Annotated in this window: 17 protein-coding genes and 1 tRNA gene; 12 read left to right on the top strand and 6 right to left on the bottom strand. The window is 72.5% G+C overall.

Translation table 11 applies throughout. The annotated features are described in order from the left end of the window. Window positions 1-303: 303 nt before the first annotated feature. Entirely contained in the window at window positions 304-567 is a 264-nt protein-coding gene (locus tag DZF91_RS38680; RefSeq protein WP_147340926.1) for a hypothetical protein, read from the bottom strand. On the opposite strand from DZF91_RS38680, the gene tmk reads away from it, so the two are divergent. Together tmk and DZF91_RS00900 are read left to right on the top strand one after the other, a co-directional pair. Continuing rightward, window positions 523-1,794 carry a dTMP kinase gene (gene tmk, locus DZF91_RS00910; RefSeq protein WP_328589098.1) on the top strand — a complete coding sequence of 424 codons (1,272 nt, stop codon included), beginning with the start codon at window positions 523-525 and terminating at the stop codon, window positions 1,792-1,794. The genes DZF91_RS38680 and tmk overlap by 45 nt on opposite strands. Before the next feature lie 880 nt (window positions 1,795-2,674). Continuing rightward, the gene (locus tag DZF91_RS00900) at window positions 2,675-3,856 is read left to right on the top strand and encodes a DNA polymerase III subunit delta' (RefSeq protein ID WP_117355620.1); all 1,182 of its coding nucleotides are present in this window, start codon (window positions 2,675-2,677) and stop codon (window positions 3,854-3,856) included. Between the two features lie 85 nt (window positions 3,857-3,941). Here DZF91_RS00900 and DZF91_RS00895 read toward each other — a convergent pair whose 3' ends face one another. Next, a complete protein-coding gene (locus tag DZF91_RS00895) occupies window positions 3,942-4,493 on the bottom strand; it encodes a YciI family protein (RefSeq protein ID WP_117355619.1) in 552 nt (183 codons plus the stop codon). Between the two features lie 122 nt (window positions 4,494-4,615). On the opposite strand from DZF91_RS00895, the gene DZF91_RS00890 reads away from it, so the two are divergent. The 5 genes from DZF91_RS00890 (at window position 4,616) to DZF91_RS00870 (ending at window position 8,859) form a co-directional block, all read left to right on the top strand. Further along, a complete protein-coding gene (locus DZF91_RS00890) occupies window positions 4,616-5,107 on the top strand; it encodes a low molecular weight protein-tyrosine-phosphatase (RefSeq protein ID WP_117355618.1) in 492 nt (163 codons plus the stop codon). After that, window positions 5,100-5,954, top strand: a complete 855-nt coding sequence (locus tag DZF91_RS00885; protein WP_117355617.1) for a fructosamine kinase family protein — start codon at window positions 5,100-5,102, stop codon at window positions 5,952-5,954. Before DZF91_RS00890 ends, DZF91_RS00885 begins: the two co-directional genes overlap by 8 nt. 159 nt (window positions 5,955-6,113) lie before the next feature. Further along, entirely contained in the window at window positions 6,114-7,151 is a 1,038-nt protein-coding gene (locus DZF91_RS00880) for a hypothetical protein (protein ID WP_117355616.1), read from the top strand. Window positions 7,152-7,340: 189 nt separating this feature from the next. After that, a complete protein-coding gene (locus DZF91_RS00875; protein ID WP_235833972.1) occupies window positions 7,341-8,354 on the top strand; it encodes a PSP1 domain-containing protein in 1,014 nt (337 codons plus the stop codon). A gap of 10 nt (window positions 8,355-8,364) precedes the next feature. Continuing rightward, window positions 8,365-8,859: a cupin domain-containing protein gene (locus DZF91_RS00870; protein ID WP_117355623.1), complete on the top strand. Its 495-nt coding sequence runs from the start codon at window positions 8,365-8,367 to the stop codon at window positions 8,857-8,859. A gap of 12 nt (window positions 8,860-8,871) precedes the next feature. Here the strand turns inward: DZF91_RS00870 and DZF91_RS00865 are convergent, their stop codons facing one another. Further along, window positions 8,872-9,615, bottom strand: a complete 744-nt coding sequence (locus tag DZF91_RS00865; protein ID WP_117355614.1) for a DUF427 domain-containing protein — start codon at window positions 9,613-9,615, stop codon at window positions 8,872-8,874. A gap of 116 nt (window positions 9,616-9,731) precedes the next feature. Between DZF91_RS00865 and DZF91_RS00860 the strand changes: the two genes are divergently transcribed. Further along, on the top strand, window positions 9,732-11,243 hold the full coding sequence (locus DZF91_RS00860; protein WP_117355613.1) for an alpha/beta hydrolase: 1,512 nt from the start codon (window positions 9,732-9,734) through the stop codon (window positions 11,241-11,243). A 43-nt stretch (window positions 11,244-11,286) separates the two neighbouring features. Next, window positions 11,287-11,359, top strand: a tRNA-Thr gene (locus tag DZF91_RS00855). A 208-nt stretch (window positions 11,360-11,567) separates the two neighbouring features. On the opposite strand, the gene DZF91_RS00850 is transcribed toward DZF91_RS00855, so the two are convergent. Further along, window positions 11,568-12,068, bottom strand: coding sequence for a hypothetical protein (locus DZF91_RS00850; protein ID WP_117355612.1), 501 nt, complete (start codon window positions 12,066-12,068; stop codon window positions 11,568-11,570). Window positions 12,069-12,354: 286 nt separating this feature from the next. On the opposite strand from DZF91_RS00850, the gene DZF91_RS00845 reads away from it, so the two are divergent. Further along, on the top strand, window positions 12,355-13,512 hold the full coding sequence (locus DZF91_RS00845; protein WP_235833970.1) for a hypothetical protein: 1,158 nt from the start codon (window positions 12,355-12,357) through the stop codon (window positions 13,510-13,512). Then, the gene (locus tag DZF91_RS00840; protein ID WP_147340925.1) at window positions 13,509-13,799 is read left to right on the top strand and encodes a hypothetical protein; all 291 of its coding nucleotides are present in this window, start codon (window positions 13,509-13,511) and stop codon (window positions 13,797-13,799) included. The genes DZF91_RS00845 and DZF91_RS00840 overlap by 4 nt, the downstream gene beginning before the upstream one ends. Here the strand turns inward: DZF91_RS00840 and DZF91_RS00835 are convergent. Both DZF91_RS00835 and DZF91_RS00830 read right to left on the bottom strand, forming a co-directional pair. Beyond that, window positions 13,744-14,286 (bottom strand): hypothetical protein, encoded by a 543-nt coding sequence (locus DZF91_RS00835; RefSeq protein ID WP_117355610.1) that lies wholly within the window; start codon window positions 14,284-14,286, stop codon window positions 13,744-13,746. The two genes, DZF91_RS00840 and DZF91_RS00835, sit on opposite strands and share 56 nt — an antisense overlap. 8 nt (window positions 14,287-14,294) lie before the next feature. Further along, a complete protein-coding gene (locus DZF91_RS00830; RefSeq protein WP_117355609.1) occupies window positions 14,295-14,696 on the bottom strand; it encodes a MarR family winged helix-turn-helix transcriptional regulator in 402 nt (133 codons plus the stop codon). Window positions 14,697-14,799: 103 nt separating this feature from the next. Here DZF91_RS00830 and DZF91_RS00825 point away from each other — a divergent pair, with 103 nt between their 5' ends. Further along, window positions 14,800-16,263, top strand: coding sequence for an MFS transporter (locus DZF91_RS00825; protein ID WP_117355608.1), 1,464 nt, complete (start codon window positions 14,800-14,802; stop codon window positions 16,261-16,263). Window positions 16,264-16,344: the final 81 nt, after the last annotated feature.

The following is a 16,344-nucleotide window of genomic DNA, read 5'->3' as shown; positions in this document are numbered from 1 at the left end:
CTCGCACGCGGGCGGGGGCTCGCGCGCGGCGGGGGGCTCCGGCGCTCATGGCGGGACGCAGGCGTTCGGCCCCGCGGGGCAGACGCCCGACGCGCCGGGCGAGACCCGCGCCTACGAGGTCGCCGACGGACGGACCCGTGCGGACCTCCCCGTCGCGGGCGCTTCGGCGGACGCCGACCACGCCGCTCGCCGGATGGCGCGGACCGTCTTCGGAGTCGCGCCGATCGCCGCCCTCGTGTTCGTTCTGACCTCCCTGATCGCCGATCGGCTGCTGAACGACGCCGACCGGGCGCACCTCGCGCTCTACGTCGCGGCCGTCGTCTTCGCCTTGGCGGCGATCGTGACGTCCCTCGTCGGCGGGCTTCCGGGCGCGGACGGGCCGGTTCCGGGTGTTCCGGTCGCGTTGTTCCGGCGGCTCGGGCCGTCCGGAATCCGCGGCCTGCGGTTCGCGGTCGCCGCGTCCGCGCTGCCCGTCGGCGCCGTCCTGGCCGTCGCCCGCGTCCACGCGTCGCCGCGTCCGCGCTGCCCGTCGGCGCCGTCCTGGCCGTCGCCCGCGTCCACGCGCACGCCCTGGACGGCGGCGACCCCGGCTATGGGATGGTCCTGGCCGCGCTCGCCCTCGGCCTGGCGTGCGGCATTTTCGCGGGGCCGCGCGTCCTCGGCCCGTTCAGCCGCCGCCGCCTGCTCGGCCTCTCGGCGATCGCGTCCGCGCTGCTCCTGGCCGTGGTCGCGGTCTCGCTGAACCTGGTCGTCGTGGTGTTCGTCGCCGGATTCCTCGGCGCCGCCGCCGGTGTCGCCTGGGCGTCCGCCGAGGCCGTCGTCACCGACAACCCGCTGCGCGTCCGCACGGGGACCGCCTTGGCGCTGGTCATCGCGGCCCTCGCCGTCCCGCTCGGCGCGGGCGCGATCGGCACGCGGCACGTCGGCCGCGACTTCCCCGGCTCGTCCGCCGCGCTGCTGATCGTCGCCGTGATCGCGCTGGTCGCCGGCCTGATCGCGTACCGCCTGCTGGACGAGCGGACCGGCGTCCCGCTCGTCCCGGACCTCGCGGCGGCGCTGCGCGGCGAGGTGTACGTCCCGCCGTCCGCCGCCCCGGAAGCCGCCGCCCCGCGCCGGACGCACGAGCGCGGCGTCTTCATCGTCTTCGAGGGCGGCGAGGGCGCCGGCAAGACCACCCAGTCCCGGCTGGCCGCGATCTGGCTCCGCGACCACGGCTACGAGGTCGTCACCACCCGCGAGCCGGGCGCGACCAAGACCGGGATGAGGCTGCGCGCCCTCCTGCTGGACCGGGAGACCACCGGCCTGTCGTCCCGCGCCGAGACCCTGCTCTACGCGGCCGACCGCGCCGACCATGTCGCCAACGTCATCCGCCCGGCGCTGGACCGGGGCGCCATCGTCGTCAGCGACCGCTACGTCGACTCGACCCTGGCCTACCAGGGCTTCGGCCGCGAGCAGCCGGTCGAGGAGATCGCCGCGGTGAACGCCTGGGGCACCGGCGGCCTGGTCCCGGACCTCACCGTCCTGCTCGAACTGCCGCCGGAGAAGGGCCTGAACCGCCTCTCCAGCCCGGCCGACCGCATCGAGTCCGAGCCCCGCGAGTTCCACGAGCGCGTCCTGTCCGGCTTCCGCGCCCTCGCCGACGCCGAACCGGACCGCTACCTCGTCGTGGACGCGAGCCGCCCCGAGGCGGAGATCCGCCGCGAGATCCAGGACCGCATCCGCGAGATCCTCCCCGACCCCATCCCCGCCTCCACCGAAGACGCCACCAGCACCTTCCCCGCCATCACCGACTGAGCCGCGTCCCCAGACCTCGCGATCTGATCCGCAGGCGTGGCGGCTGACCTCGATGGTGGTGGGGCGGTGCGTTTCGCTCATCCGGCGGTCCATTCCGCTCGCCTGGCGACTCGCCAGGCGACCGGGCCTGGGTGAACGTGGCATCCGGCATTGCTTCTTGGTGTGCCAGGTCGCGCGTGCTCTGGCTTGGCGGGACGGGTGAGCGCGGAGTCGCTTCGCGTCCGCCCGGTACCGCTCGCCCTCGCTTGGCGGAACCGGGCAGGTCACGCGTTCGCGTGCGTAGTCGTGGCCGTTTCGAAACGGACCACAAGCCTCCTGCCCGCGCCCACGTCCAGTTCCTCACTTCCTGATCCGAAGCCCCGCCGTCCCTGCCCCTGCCCGCGCCTCCACGTTCGGTTCCAGCACCCACGCGCCAGGGCCCACGAACGCGCCAGGGCCCACGCACGCGCCAGGGCCCACGCACGCGCCAGCGCTCACGCACGCGCCAGCGCCTCACGCGCCAGCTCCCACGCACGCGCCAGCGCCTCACGCGCCAGCGTCCTGAGTGTCAGCGTCCCGAGGCGCCCGACAGTGCGGCGTGGCGGGGACGGGCCGCTGGTCGCCGTCTTCGGCCATGGCGGCGCTGGCGCACCGTGGCGGTCCACTGGGCCGCGGCATCGTTCCGCGCTCCGTCCGTCCAGAGGGGCGCTGCCCGCCGCCGGGCAGCCTGAAGAGGCGTTGGAGCCCGTTGGGCGGTGCGGGGGCGGTAGTAGGAGGCCGGGGGGTTATCCACAACCTGTGGGTAAGTTCGCGGCGGTCCTGGAACGCAAGGCAAGGTGGGTGTCGAGGGCATGGGCGGGGACGGCGCCGGGAGGGGAGGTGAGGCCGTAGCCTTCTGTGCATGAGCGTGTGGGACGACCTGGTGGGGCAGGAGCCGGTGACCGCGCAGCTGCGGTCGGTCGTGGCGGCGTCCGGAGGGTCGTCGTCCGACGCGGGACGGGCGGCGGGCGGCGGCAAGATGGCGCACGCGTGGCTGTTCACCGGGCCGCCCGGGTCGGGGCGGTCGGCCGCCGCACGGGCGTTCGCGGCGGCGTTGCAGTGCGTCGAGACGCCGCGCGGGTGCGGGCACTGCGCGTCCTGCCATCAGGTGCTCCAGGGCACCCACGCGGACGTGGAGATCATTCGCCCGTCCGGGCTGTCCTACGGCGTGAAGGAGACCCGCGAGCTGGTGCTGCGGGCCTCGTCGTCGCCGAGCGTGGGGCGCTGGCAGGTCGTCCTGTTCGAGGACGCCGACCGCGCCACCGAGGCCGCCGCCAACGCGCTGCTGAAGGCGATCGAGGAACCCCCGCCGCGGACGGTGTGGCTGCTGTGCACGCCGTCCCCGGAGGACATGCTCATGACCATCCGGTCACGCTGCCGCGTGGTCACCCTGCGCACGCCCCCGGTCGCCGCGGTCACCGACGTGCTGGTGCGGCGGGACGGCATCGACCCCACGACGGCCGAGATCGCCGCGCGCGCCGCCCAGGGCCACATCAGCCGTGCCCGGCGGCTCGCGACGGACGCCGACGCCCGCAGGCGCCGCGCGGAGGTGCTGGCGATCCCGCGCCGCCTGACCGGCGTGGGGCCCGCCGTCATGGCCGCCGAGGCGCTGGTCAAGGCCGCCGAGGCCGAGGCGAAGGCGACGACGGAGGAGCTCAACGAGTCCGAGACCGCCGCGCTCCGCCAAGCCCTCGGCGAGAGCGCCAAGGGACGCATGCCGCGCGGCACCGCCGGAGCCCTGAAGGAACTGGAGGACAAGCAGAAGTCCCGCGCCACCCGCGTCAAGCGCGACGCCCTGGACCGGGCCCTGCTGGACCTGGCCTCCTACTACCGCGACGTGCTGACCCTCCAGATGGGCGCGTCCAGCGACCTGGTCAACACCGAGCTCGACCCCGAACTCCGCGCCGCGGCGAGCAACGGCACCCCCGAGTCCACGCTCCGCCGCCTCGACGCGATCATGGCCTGCCGCGAACGCCTGGACGCCAACGTCAACCCCCTCCTCGCCGTCGAGTCCCTGACCCTCGCCCTCCGCACCACCAACTGACCCCCCTCCAGGCCGCCTCCGCGCCGTCGGCCCCCGTCCCGTCGGCCCCCGTCCCGTCGACGGCCGGGGCGTCGGCGGGGCTTGGTCAGCGGCGGCCTCCGAAGGTCCAGGCGTGGACCTCGATCTCGGCGTAGCGGTCGGGAGTGAGGAGGGAGCGGGCGGCGGCCTCGTCGGTGGCCCGGACGAGGGCGGCGGTTCCCAGCCAGGCGGTGTCGTCGTCCGAGTAAAGGGAGCCGTAGGCGGCCAGGTCCTCCTTGGCGGCCGGGAGCTCGGTGTCGGCGGGCTCGCCTTCGCCCAGGCCGAGGACGAAGAAGAAGTCGCCGGTGTCGCGCGGGCCGGGGAAGTCCCACATGGTGCGCCCCAGCAGGTCGTGCCAGCGGCGCAGCAGGACGTCGCGGTAGGCGCCGGCCTGGTAGCAGGGCTCCTCGAAGGCGAACGCGCGGACGGCGGCCGGGTCGGGCAGGTCGAGGATGTGGACGCTGCCGTAGAGGATGTCGTCGTCCTCGGCGTCGAAGACGGGGCCGCGCGCGGTCATCCGCGCCGCGAACCGGTCCATGTACGACCAGTGCTCCTCGAGGAGGGCCTTGCGCAGGGACAGCGATCCAACGCGGTCCCGGTGGTAGCAGAAGAACTCCATGGGTGGATCGACCTCTCACGTCCGTTGTGTGTTCCGGCAGCGTAGAGGGCGTGACCGGGCGACGATCAAGGGATTAAGCCCAGGACGGACGAGTGGCGCCGGCGGGCGGGCAGGATGGGGGCATGTCCTATCGCGTCACGTTCGTCTGCACCGGGAACATCTGCCGCTCACCGATCGCCGAGTCGGTGTTCCGCCACCACGTCCAGGAGGAGGGACTGGACGTCGAGGTGGACAGCTCCGGGACGGGCGGCTGGCACGTCGGCGACGGCGCCGACTCGCGGACGGTGGCCGCGCTGCGCCGGGCCGGGTACGCCTCCGCGCACATGGCCAGGCAGTTCGAGCGGGAGTGGTTCGACCGCTACGACCTGATCATCGCCCTGGACGAGGGGCATCTGGCGGAGCTGCGCGGCATGGCCCCGGACGGGGAGTCGGCGGCGAAGATCCGGCTGCTGCGCGAGTTCGACCCGTCCGCCGGGAGCGATCTCGACGTGCCGGACCCGTACTACGGCGGCCGAGCCGACTTCGACCACGTCCTGGAGCTGGTCGAGGCGGCGATGCCGGGACTGCTCGAGGAGGTCCGTGCCGGGATGACGGCACGCAGCGACCATGCGTGAGCACCTGGAGGAGCTGCTGGGGGAGCGCGTCGCGAGCGTCCACGACCTCGGGACGAGCCATTCGTGGACGCTGCACCGGGCCGTCCTGCGCGACGGGCGCGAGGTCTTCGTCAAGGCGCTCGACGGCCGATCAGGGGCCGAGGGCGTGTTCGCGGCTGAGGCCGCGGGGCTCCGGTGGCTGGGCGAGGCCGGGGACGATGTGCCCGTACCGGGCGTCCTGGCGGCCGACGAACGGATGCTGGTGCTGCCGTGGCTGCCGCCCGACCAGCCGTCGGCGGGCGCGGCGGAGCGGTTCGGACGGGCGCTCGCGCGGCTGCACGCGGACTCGCCCGGCGCGTTCGGCGCGCCCTGGGACGGCTACATCGCCGATCTCCCGCTCGACAACACCCTGGATGATCAAGGCTGGCCGCGCTGGTACGCCCAGCGGCGGCTGGAGCCGTTCCTCAAGCCGGCCGCCCCTCATCTGAGCCAGGCCGACATCCGGCTGTTCGAGCAGGTCATCGATGTGATCGACGAGCTGGCCGGGCAGCCCGAGCCGTCCGCGCGCCTCCACGGCGACCTGTGGTCGGGCAACGTCCAGTGGACGGGCGGGAGCGCGATGCTGATCGATCCGGCCGCGCACGGCGGCCACCGGGAGACCGACCTGGCGATGCTCGCGCTGTTCGGCTGCCCCGAGCTGGGGCGGATCCTGGCGGCCTACGACGAGGAGTATCCGCTGGCGGACGGCTGGCGCGAGCGCGTCCCGCTGCATCAGCTCCATCCGCTGCTCGTCCATGTCGCGCTGTTCGGGGCGTCCTACCGGACGTCAGCCGTCGAGGCCGCGCGCGCCGCCCTCGCGCTCCGCTGACCTCGACGCCCCGGCGTACCGGAACGAAGGCGGCGAACGGGACGGGCATTCAGGAAGCGTTCAGTGTCGCGTGAGTCCGTCAAATCAGTAATCATTGCCGATTGTCGCAGGAACGAATGCAGTCGACAGGTGCCGCGGAAGGCGGCGGGCGGAGTTCGGATGACTGGCGGGAAGACGGAGACGCGGGTGGGTGCGGCCTGGCGGAACGCGGTCCCGGTCGGTGTGGCCGTGATCGGCGCGCTGGTGATCGGGGCGGGCGTCGACACCGTCCACCGGCACCCGTGGTCGCACAAGAAGAAGGAAGCGGCGAGCGCCGGCTCCACGGCGGCGACCAGGAAGGACGGCGGCAAGCCGCGGTTCGTCGTCGGCGTGCGGGTCGGCGGCGACGCCCTCGTCGTCCGGGACGTGAAGTCGGGGCGTGACGTCGGCCTGCCCGTGGCCGCGCCGGCCGGACGCCGCTTCCAGCGCATCGCGGCAGGCCCCGGGAACTCCTACGTCGTGGCGTCCTACGCGTCCCGGGTGGTCACGTTCCACCGGCTCACCCTCGGCAAGGACGGGCGGCCCACGGCGCTCACGGCCGTCCCCCGCGCGACCGTCAAGGGCGTGTCCACCTTGTTCTCGGACATGGCGGTCAGTCCGGACGGCGCGAACATCGCGTACGTCACCTACCGGAACGGCACCGTGGGCAGAGTGGACGTGCTCTCCACCCGAACCGGGGTGCTCAAGAGCTGGAAGGCGAAGTCTCCGGCCCGGATCGGCAGCCTCTCCTGGGCGGGGAACACCCTGTCCTTCCTCTGGCGCCCGCCGGTGCTCCGGGGCGCTCCCCGGGCGGAGAGCGGTCCGCCCGCACCGCAGGTCAGGACGCTCGACACGGCCGGTCCGGCGGGGGATCTGAAGCTCAGCAAGGCGGTCATGCGGCTGCCCGCGGGCACTGAGGCCGCCGTCCTGAGCCCCGACGGCCGGACGGTCGTGGCCGGGGTCGAGTCGTCCACGCGCCTCGCGCTGCAGCGGTACTCCATGGCCACCGGACGCCCCGGCGGCGTCATCTGGGAGCGTCCGGGCAAGGCGGGCGTCCGCCGCCTGGACGCCGACCGGTCCGGCGGCCACCTGCTGCTCGCCGCCGACGACGGCAACCTGTACGGCCCGGACGCCGGCACGCCCGTCCGCGCCGACGACCTGAGCGACGTCGCCTGGTGATCTCCGCCCCGGCCGCCCGCACGACACCACCGGGCGGCACGTCCGGCGCGGAGCGGTAGGCCCGGCACGGAGCGGTAGGCCCGGCGCGGAACGACACGCCCGGACCGGTGATACCGCTCACACCGGATGAGGTGCGGACGGCATAGGGTGTGAGGCACGGAACCGGGCGAACGGAGCGAAACCGTGGGCATGGTGATGGCCGTCAGCTTCACCAGGTACGGACGTCTCTACTACCTTGACCCCGGCCCGTACGAGCCCAAGGTCGGCGACCGGGTGCTCGTCCCGACCGACGCGGGCCCCGAGGTCGCCGAGTGCGTGTGGGCGCCGCAGTGGGTGTCGGAGGACATCGGCGGGCTGCCCGTCTGCGCGGGGATCGCGGGCGAGGAGCACCTGTCCCGGGACGACGCGAACCGCCGCCGCCGCGCCGAGGGCCGCGCGATCGCCAAGCGGCTGATCCGCAAGCACGAGCTGCCGATGAAGGTGATCGGGGTCGACTACCTCGACACCGACAACGTCTTCAAGATCTACTTCTCCGCGCCGCACCGGGTGGACTTCCGGGCCCTGGTGCGCGACCTGGCCCGCAACATCCGCGCCCGGGTGGAGCTGCGCCAGGTCGGGCCGCGCGACGAGGCCCGGCTCCAGGGCGGGATCGGCCCCTGCGGACGCGACCTGTGCTGCGCGACCTTCCTCAAGGACTTCGAGCCCGTTTCCGTTCGCATGGCCAAGGAGCAGGATCTTCCGGTCAACCCGCTCCGTATCGCCGGAGCCTGCGGACGCCTCATGTGCTGCCTGAAGTACGAGCATCCGCTCTACGTCCAGGCGCACGAGCGCATGCCCAGGCTCGGTTCGCGCGTCGAGACGCCGGAAGGCAGCGGACAGGTCGTCGGGCGGAACGTTCCGTCCGACACGGTCACCGTCCGGCTGACGAGCGGCGGCCGGTGCTCCTGCCCGTCCGCCTCGGTGTGCTCGCCGCGGCGCCAGCACGACGAAGCGTACGGAACGGACACCGCCGAGGACCGGGCGGTGGCTGCGGCGCCGGCCGCGGAGGGACGCCGGGTCACGCCGTCCGACCTGGTGGAACGCCACGAGGCGGCGGCTGACGCCGACCGTCGACCGCGACCCGCCGACAGGCCCGCGGACGGCGATGGCGACCGGCGACCGCGTTCCGCGGACGGCGATGGCGGCGACCGGCCCGGCGCGTGAGGAGACACCGATGACGTTCGTCCCCGAGCACGAGCCCGTCGTCGTCCGGGCCGGAGAGGCCGAGGCGATCGGCCGCCCGCCGTCGTCCGGCCGGCTGATCGTGGACGCCGACGCGACCGGCGGGGCGCTCAGCAGCCAGCGGATCATCCTCGCCGACGGCGCGAACGGCGCGACCCCGCACCACCACCGCACCGCCAGCGAGTTCTTCCACATCCTCGGCGGCGCGGCGCAGATCCTCTGCGGGGACGAGATCCTCACCGCCGAGGAGGGCGACACGGTCGTCGTCCCGCCGAACACCGCGCACGCGTTCGGCGCGTTGCCCGGCCGGGACGCCGACATTCTGATCATCATCACGCCGGGCGTCCGGCGGTTCGACTACTTCCGGCTGCTCGACCGGCTCGGCCGCGGCGAGGACGTCCTGCAGGAGCTGATCGACTCGCAGGAGCGGTTCGACAACCACTTCCTCGACAGCCCCGCCTGGACGTCCGCCCGCAGCGGCTCCTGACGCGTCCGTCCGCTACGGGCGGGCCTGGAGGACACCGTCCACGTAGATGTCCACCTTCTCGTTGTAGAAGCTGACAAGTCCGGCGATGTCCCTGCTCTCGGGCAGGGGCGTCGGGTACGACCAGACGATGTCGCGGTGGACGGTGTCGCCGGTGCGGACCGACCAGTACTCCGCCGTCCCCTTGTACGGGCAGCCGGTCGCGGTGTCGGTGTGCTCCAGCAGGTCCATCCGGACGTGCGTCTTCGGCAGGTAGTACCGCACCGGGAGTCCCGTCTCGAACAGCATCCGCGGGCTGCCGGACTCGGCGACCGTCACCCCGTCCACCTCCACCCGCACGTGCCGCGAGCTCGGCAGGATCTCCACCCGGTGGTACGGGCTGCGCGGATGGACGAAGACCTCCTGGTCCTCCTCGAACCAGGCGTCCATCGCGTCCCAGTCCAGCCGGACGAGGCCGCGCAGTTCCTCGACCGGGGAGTCGAGGTAGCGGATCGCCGCGTCCTTCGCCTCGGTGCCCCCCACCCTCACGGTGTAGGAAGTGGCCTCGCCCCGGCTGGGAGACCGCCGTCCCGGGCCGCTCTCGACCAGTTCGGCGCGGACGTCCTCCACCGGGATGTAGTAGGCCAGGAAGTGCGTGCCCTCCCAGACCAGCACCGGACGGAGCGTGTCCGCCACCACGTGCCCGTCCAGATAGGCCCGCACCCGCTTGTCGCCGTGCTCGACGCGTACCCGCGTCCGTTGCCCGTCCTGAGCGCTCATGGTTGGCGCAACAGCGTGACGCCATCGGCTATTTCAGCGGGACGAGGCTGGCCCCGCGGGTGCCCGTGCCCGTAGCGTGGGCGACGGTGCACAAGCCGCGACGACGGGGAGATCAGGTGCGGGCAGCGAGGTGGACGAGCGCGATCGCCGCGCTGACGCTGGCGGTCGCCACCGGATGCGACGACGGCGGGCGCGGGGGCGCCGCGGCGTCCTCGCCCGCGGCGCCACCGGGCATGGCGGCCTACTACTCCCAGAAGCCGCAGTGGACGTCCTGCGGCGGCGGCATGGAGTGCACGCACGTCAAGGTGCCGCTCGACTACGCCCGGCCGTCCCAGGGAGAGATCAGCCTCGCCCTGATCCGGATGCCCGCCGAGGACAAGAAGGCGCGCATCGGCTCCCTGCTCACCAACCCGGGCGGACCCGGCGGTTCGGGCGTGGACTTCGTCCGCCAGACGGGCCGCTCGTTCGGCGACGAACTCCGCCGCCGCTTCGACATCGTCGGCTTCGACCCGCGCGGCGTCGGCGGCAGCGCGCCCATCCGCTGCATGACCGGCCCCCAGCTCGACCGGTTCTTCGCCACCGACGCGTCCCCGGACGACCAATCCGAACTGGACACCCTGGCGTCCGAGAGCAAGCAGTTCGCCGACGCCTGCCGGACCAAGGCCGCCCGCGAACTTCCCTACGTCGGCACCGTCAGCGCCGCCCGCGACATGGACGTCATCCGCGCCGCCCTGGGCGACCAGAAGCTCTCCTACTACGGCGCGTCCTACGGCACCTACCTGGGCGCCGAGTACGCCAACCAGTTCCCCACCAAGATCCACTCCCTGGCCCTGGACGGTGCGATCGACCCGCGCACCTCGTCCACCGACATGCTGGTCGAGCAGGCCAAGGGCTTCGAGACCGCCCTGCGCGCCTTCGCCGCCGACTGCGCCAAGCAGAGCGACTGCCCCCTCGGCACCGACCAGGACGCCGCCGTCACCAAGGTCGGCGACCTGCTCCGCCAGATCGACCGGACCCCGCTCCGCAACACCCGCGACTCCCGCCAGGTCACCGAGTCCTGGGCGACCATGGGCATCGCGACCGCCCTCTACGCCAAGGAGACCTGGCCCTTCCTCCGCCAGGCCCTCTCCGCCGCCCAGACCCGCGGCGACGGCACCCTCCTGCTCGCCCTCGCCGACCAGATGGTCGAACGCAAGCAGGACGGCACCTACAGCAACCAGACCGACGCGAACATGGCCGTCAACTGCGTGGACAAGCCCAACCCGCCGGACGTCCCGTCCTACAAGAAGGCCGCCGACCAGGCCGCCAAGGCGTCCCCCCGGTTCGGCCCCTTCGTCGTCTGGGGCGGCCTGCCCTGCGTCTACTGGCCCGTCCAGACCAAGCGGAAGCCCCAGGCGATCACCGCCAAGGGCGCCCCTCCGATCCTGGTCATCGGCACCCTCCGCGACCCGGCGACCCCCTACAAGTGGGCCCAGGGCCTCGCCTCCCAGCTCGCGTCCGGCGAACTCCTCACCCTGGACGGCGACGGCCACACCGCCTACCTGCAGGGCAACACCTGCATCACCACCGCGGTCGACGACTACCTGATCACCGGGACCCCGCCCCGGAAGGGAACCGTCTGCCACTGATTCCCACTCACCCCCGAGAAGGCGCTAGACTCCTCTACGGCACGCCGCCTTAGCTCAGTCGGCAGAGCGATTCACTCGTAATGAATAGGTCATCGGTTCGATTCCGATAGGCGGCTCCCAGGTAGAAGGCCCCTTCCGATCATCGGAAGGGGCCTTCTCGCTAACACCCTTGCTAACAGGGCCCTCCTACGCTGCCCCGCCCATGACCTGGGCGAACGTCTCGGCAGTGGAGACCGTCGGTGACGGTTCCGGCGTTGCTGGTCGCTCTTCGGGAGCGCCCGCTCTTGATGATCTTCGCGGGCAGGGACGAGGGGGCGGTGAGAGCTACCGGCTCACTCGGGTTTCGGTGCCCGCCAGGACGTTGCCCGGGTCGGTGGCGACCAGGACGAACGAGGCCCCGGAGGGGTCGGCGTAGACGTTGAAGTTCGCCGAGCTGTCGCCCAGGTGGAAGGACGCCTTCCCGCTGCAGTCGCTCTTGATGTTGTAGGAGAGCGTGATCGGGGTGTGGTCGTTCACCAGCGAGTCCTTCACGACGAAGGTGGCGATGCCGGTACCGCCGCCCTTGCCGTCGAAATGGTCGAGGCCGCCCGTGGAGATCGGGACGGTCGCGCCACTCGAAGGCGCCGACGTGCCGTTCGCGCCGAAGATGTAGTGCCCCTTCAGCGTGGCGTTGCTGCACTGGATCGCCGACGTGCCGGGCGTGGCGGTGTCGGCGTTGGAGGGGCCGCCGAACACGAGGGTGCCCGCGGTGGCCAGGGCGCCGGCCGAGGCGAGGACGGCGATGCTCTTGCGCGGACCGATCCGGGAGATGAGTGATCGGGACATGGGGGGGGCTCCTCTTCTGGGCGTTCGGGGCCGTGACAGCTCAGCGCACTGGTATCAGGGGAATGCTGACATCACCCGCGACCCACGGCTTCTTCTCCTTTGCGGTCATGACGGCCTTATCTGGCCGTAATGGTCGCCGCGCCCGGGGAAGGCGGCAGGAAGCCTGGGGACGCGAAGGAGGGGCCTTGCGGCCGCGGTCGGGCGGCTTGTCGTCAGGCCGGCTGCGGGCTCGGACGGATGGGGCTCGGCGGGGCGGGCGGGAGCGGGAGATCGGTAGCCTCGTTCGGTGGACGGGTTGCGGGACGAGGTCGAGGCGCTTCTTCGGGGCTGGCACGAGTACGAGGTGTCGCGCGGGGCTCCGGAGATCGTCGATTTCGACTGCGCGCCGTCCGCCGAGGAAGAGGAGCCGGTCGGGGACCGGCTCACGCTGCGGAGCCGGCTGCTGGAGTTGCGGGACGTCGCGTCCGGGTGGATGGCCTCCCGGCTGGACGCTGACCTCGCGTACGTCGGGGCACTGCTGGGGGAGCGGCTGCCGCTGCGGGAGTACGTCCGGGCCACGCAGGGATGCGACGCGCTCGGCTGGACGGACGAATACGTCGCATACCGGCGCGAACTCGCCCGTGAGGCGCTTGCCGAGGTCGGGGTGTCGTGGGGCGCGGACAGTGCCCGTGAGCTGCGGGACGTCGAAGGTCATGTCCCGAACGACGGCGCGCCGGACGCGATCAGGGCGGCGACCGACGAGTTCGAGGGCGTCGTGCGCGGGCTCACCGGGAGCGACGCGCCGTTCGAGCTGAGCATCGAGCCCGCCGACGTCGACGCCTACTGGGCCTACTGGCTGGACGGCGCGGGGAGCCGCGTCCGGCTGCGGCTGAACCTGCGCAACATCACGTTCAGCGAGGTCGCGGCTCGGCAGTTCGCCCTGCACGAAGTGCTCGGACACGGGCTGCAGAGTGCGAGCTGGTCGGCGCGTTGCGAGCGGGAGGACGTTCCGTGGGTGCGGCTCATGTCCGTCCACGCTCCGCACCAGGTTCTGCTGGAGGGGCTGGCGCAGGCGCTTCCGCTGTTCGCCGCGCCGGACGATCGGATGCTGCGGACGCGTGTCCGGTTCGAGCACTACAACCAGTTGGTCCGAGCTGGGCTGCATGTGGCGTTGAATAACGGGGTGTCCATCGAGGAGCTGGCCGACCGGGCCAGGCGCGACCTGCCCTGGACGTCGGACGCGGGGATCGCCGACCTGCTGAGCGACCGGGGTGCGGATCCTCGCCTGCGGTCGTACCTGTGGGCGTATCCGGCGGGTGTCGACTGGTTCGTGAACCTCGCCGAGGCCGGAGATCCGGAACTGCGCCGGACGGTTCTGCGGGCCGCCTACCGGGACCCGCTCACGCCGTCCGATCTGACCGAGCTGTGGCCGTCCGGGTCCGCGATCGGGGGCGGTGACCGGTGAGCCAGGTCATGGCGGCGGCCTTCGCCGCACTCGCGCTCGGGGTTCTGGTCGTGCTGGGAACCGGCCTCTGGACGTTCCGGAAAGGCGATCTGCTCGAGAGTCGCGTCGTCGGGGTCGGCGTCGCGGTGGCGCTGTTCGGATGCGCGCTGATGAGCCTGGACCAGCGGTGGGCGTTCTGGCTGACGCCGGTCGCGCTCGTCGCGATGGCGGCGGTCGTCGTCCGCCGGACGGTCAGGCCCCGGCGGAAGGCCCTGCGGACGCCGCGTCGCGAAGACCGAGCGCGCTGAGGGGCGGCGGTCCGTCCCGGCCGGCGATCGCGTCCGCGAGGGCGAGGAACTGGGCGGGCGGAATCCGCCGGTTGCGTGAATCGAGCAGGCGCACCCGGAGGCCGCGCTTCCGCCCAGGATCCCGGACGACCATCGCGGTCACACCGGTCTGCGGCCCGGACGGGTTCTCCTGAGCCTCCGCCCATTGCAGGACGACATCGGCCTGCGCGAGGTCGAATCGGCAGACCCGGAACGCCTGCTGGACGGCGAGCGTGCCGTCCTCCAGCCAGACCCGGTAGCGGAACGTCCTGATGGCGGCCGTGATCACCAGTCCGGCCACCGTGGCGAACAGGACCAGTCCGACCGTCCATCCGGCAGGGCCGAAACCCCCGCCGAGCCCGGCCGCGAGCCAGCCGAACACGGCGAGAAGGAAAGCGGTCAGGGCGACCGCCTCGATCTTCATGGTCGTGGTGACGCCGATGTCGAGCCAGGTGGCCCCGTCCTCCACGGATCCGCCTAGGTGACGCTGCCGGCCGTCTCGGCGGCCGGGGTCAGGTGTTCGGCGAGGATCGCGCGGTGGGTCACGGAGGCCGCGGCGTGGCGGCTGCGGCCCTCGTCGGTGAGCGAGACGAAGACCCCGCGCCGGTCGGACTCGCACATCCCGCGATGGACCAGCCCGTTCTTCTCCAACCGGGCGATCGTGCGGGACAGCGCGCTCTGGCTGAGGTACATCTCCGCGCCGATCTCCTGGACGCGCCGCTTCTCGCAGCCGGCCTCGACGAGGCGGTCCAGGGTCTCGAACTCGCTCATCGTCAGCCCGTGGGCGTCGTGCAGCGCGCGGTCGAGCGCGCAGGCGACCGAGTTGTAGCAGGTCACCAGGGAGCGCCACTGGTCGACCAGGCCGGGGTGGGGTGCCATGCCGCGCATCCTACCCGGCGGACGGCGTCCCATGCATCCGAATTAAATTCGCGAGAAATTAATGCTTGGACATTGGTTGCATGCGCATGTATCGTCCTGCCTCGTGACCATCACCGAAACCTCCCCTGCGACCGCAACCGGAACGCCGGTGCCCGCTCCGGCAGAGCAGAGCTGGACCCCCAGGCTGTGGGGGGTGCTCGCGGTGCTGTGCGCCGTGCTGTTCCTCGACGGGCTGGACGTGTCGATGGTGGGCGTGGCGCTGCCGTCCATCGGGACCGAGCTCGGGCTCTCCACCACCTCGCTGCAGTGGATCGTCAACGGCTACGTCCTCGGCTACGGCGGCCTCCTGCTGCTGGGCGGACGGACCGCCGACCTGCTGGGCCGCCGCCGCGTGTTCCTCGCCGCGCTCGGCGTGTTCGCCGTCGCGTCCCTGATCGGCGGCCTGGTCGACAACGGGACGCTCCTGATCGCGACCCGTTTCGTCAAGGGCCTGGCCGCCGCGTTCACCGCACCGACCGCCCTGTCCATCCTGACCACCACCTTCCACGAGGGACCCGCGCGCAACCGGGCGCTGTCGGTCTTCTCGGTGTTCGGCGCGAGCGGCTACTCGTCCGGCCTGATCCTGGGCGGACTGCTCACCAGCGTCGGCTGGCGCTGGACGTTCCTGACCCCCGTTCCGCTGGCGATCCTCGCCCTGGCCGTGGGCGTCGCGCTCATCCCGCGGGACAGGCCCGCCGCCGAGGGCGGCCACGACCTGGTCGGCGCGGTCACCCTCACCACCGGAATGCTGCTGGCCGTCTACACCGTCGTCACCGCGCCCGCGCGCGGCTGGCTCGACCCGCTCACGATCGGCTCGATCGTCCTCGCCGCCGCGCTGCTGGTCGGCTTCGTCCTCACCGAGCAGCGCGTCGCGCACCCGCTGATCCGGCTCGGCATCCTCCGCGTCGGCACGATCGTCCGCGCGAACGTGAGCGTCATCGCCCTGATGGGCTCGTACATGAGCTTCCAGTTCATGATGACCCTCTACCTGCAGGACGTCCTGCGCTGGTCGCCGCTGAAGATGGCGCTCGCGCTGCTGCCCGCCGGCCTCATCGTCGCGTTCGGCTCGCCGTTCGTCGGCCGCCTGATCAACCGCTGGGGCACCCCGCGCCTGATCATCAGCTCGATGGTCTCGCTCTCCCTCGGCTACGTCTGGTTCATCGCCACCGCCGGGAACAGCCCGCACTACGCCTTCACCGTCCTGCCGACGATGATCCTGCTGGGCGGCGGGTTCGCCTTCGGGTTCTCCGCGATCATGGCGCAGGCCACCGACGGCATCGACGACTCCGAGCAGGGCCTGGCCTCGGGCCTCGTCCAGACGTCGGGCCAGGTCGGCGCGGCCCTCGTGCTGGCCGGCGTCACCGCCCTCGTCGCAAGCGACACCCACACGGGCGGCGGCTTCGCCCCCTTCCACCCGGGCCTCAACCTGGTGACCGGCGTCGCCATCGTCGGCCTGGCCTTCAACCTCATCCCCCTCCTCAGCCTGACCCGCTCCCGAGCCGCGGCCACCAACACCGCCAACTCCTGACCCCGGCCCTCTTCACTCCCTGACCCACCACACGCGCCAGAGCCGGCCCCGACTGCCGTTGGGCCGGCTCTGGCGCGTCCA

It is taken from the genome of Actinomadura logoneensis (assembly GCF_003428695.1).
GTDB lineage: Bacteria > Actinomycetota > Actinomycetes > Streptosporangiales > Streptosporangiaceae > Spirillospora > Spirillospora logoneensis.
Note: the sequence above shows the minus strand (reverse complement) of the source record. Positions and strands in the feature narration are given on the sequence as shown.

Coding starts and splice junctions, on each gene's coding strand:
- DZF91_RS00880 (WP_117355616.1), top strand. CDS start 6,114: ATGACTGGCGGGAAGACGGAGACGCGGGTGGGTGCGGCCTGGCGGAAC.
- DZF91_RS00890 (WP_117355618.1), top strand. CDS start 4,616: ATGTCCTATCGCGTCACGTTCGTCTGCACCGGGAACATCTGCCGCTCA.
- DZF91_RS00895 (WP_117355619.1), bottom strand. CDS start 4,493: ATGGAGTTCTTCTGCTACCACCGGGACCGCGTTGGATCGCTGTCCCTG.
- DZF91_RS00885 (WP_117355617.1), top strand. CDS start 5,100: ATGCGTGAGCACCTGGAGGAGCTGCTGGGGGAGCGCGTCGCGAGCGTC.
- DZF91_RS00900 (WP_117355620.1), top strand. CDS start 2,675: ATGAGCGTGTGGGACGACCTGGTGGGGCAGGAGCCGGTGACCGCGCAG.
- DZF91_RS00875 (WP_235833972.1), top strand. CDS start 7,341: ATGGTGATGGCCGTCAGCTTCACCAGGTACGGACGTCTCTACTACCTT.
- DZF91_RS00865 (WP_117355614.1), bottom strand. CDS start 9,615: ATGAGCGCTCAGGACGGGCAACGGACGCGGGTACGCGTCGAGCACGGC.
- DZF91_RS00850 (WP_117355612.1), bottom strand. CDS start 12,068: ATGTCCCGATCACTCATCTCCCGGATCGGTCCGCGCAAGAGCATCGCC.
- DZF91_RS00870 (WP_117355623.1), top strand. CDS start 8,365: ATGACGTTCGTCCCCGAGCACGAGCCCGTCGTCGTCCGGGCCGGAGAG.
- DZF91_RS00830 (WP_117355609.1), bottom strand. CDS start 14,696: ATGGCACCCCACCCCGGCCTGGTCGACCAGTGGCGCTCCCTGGTGACC.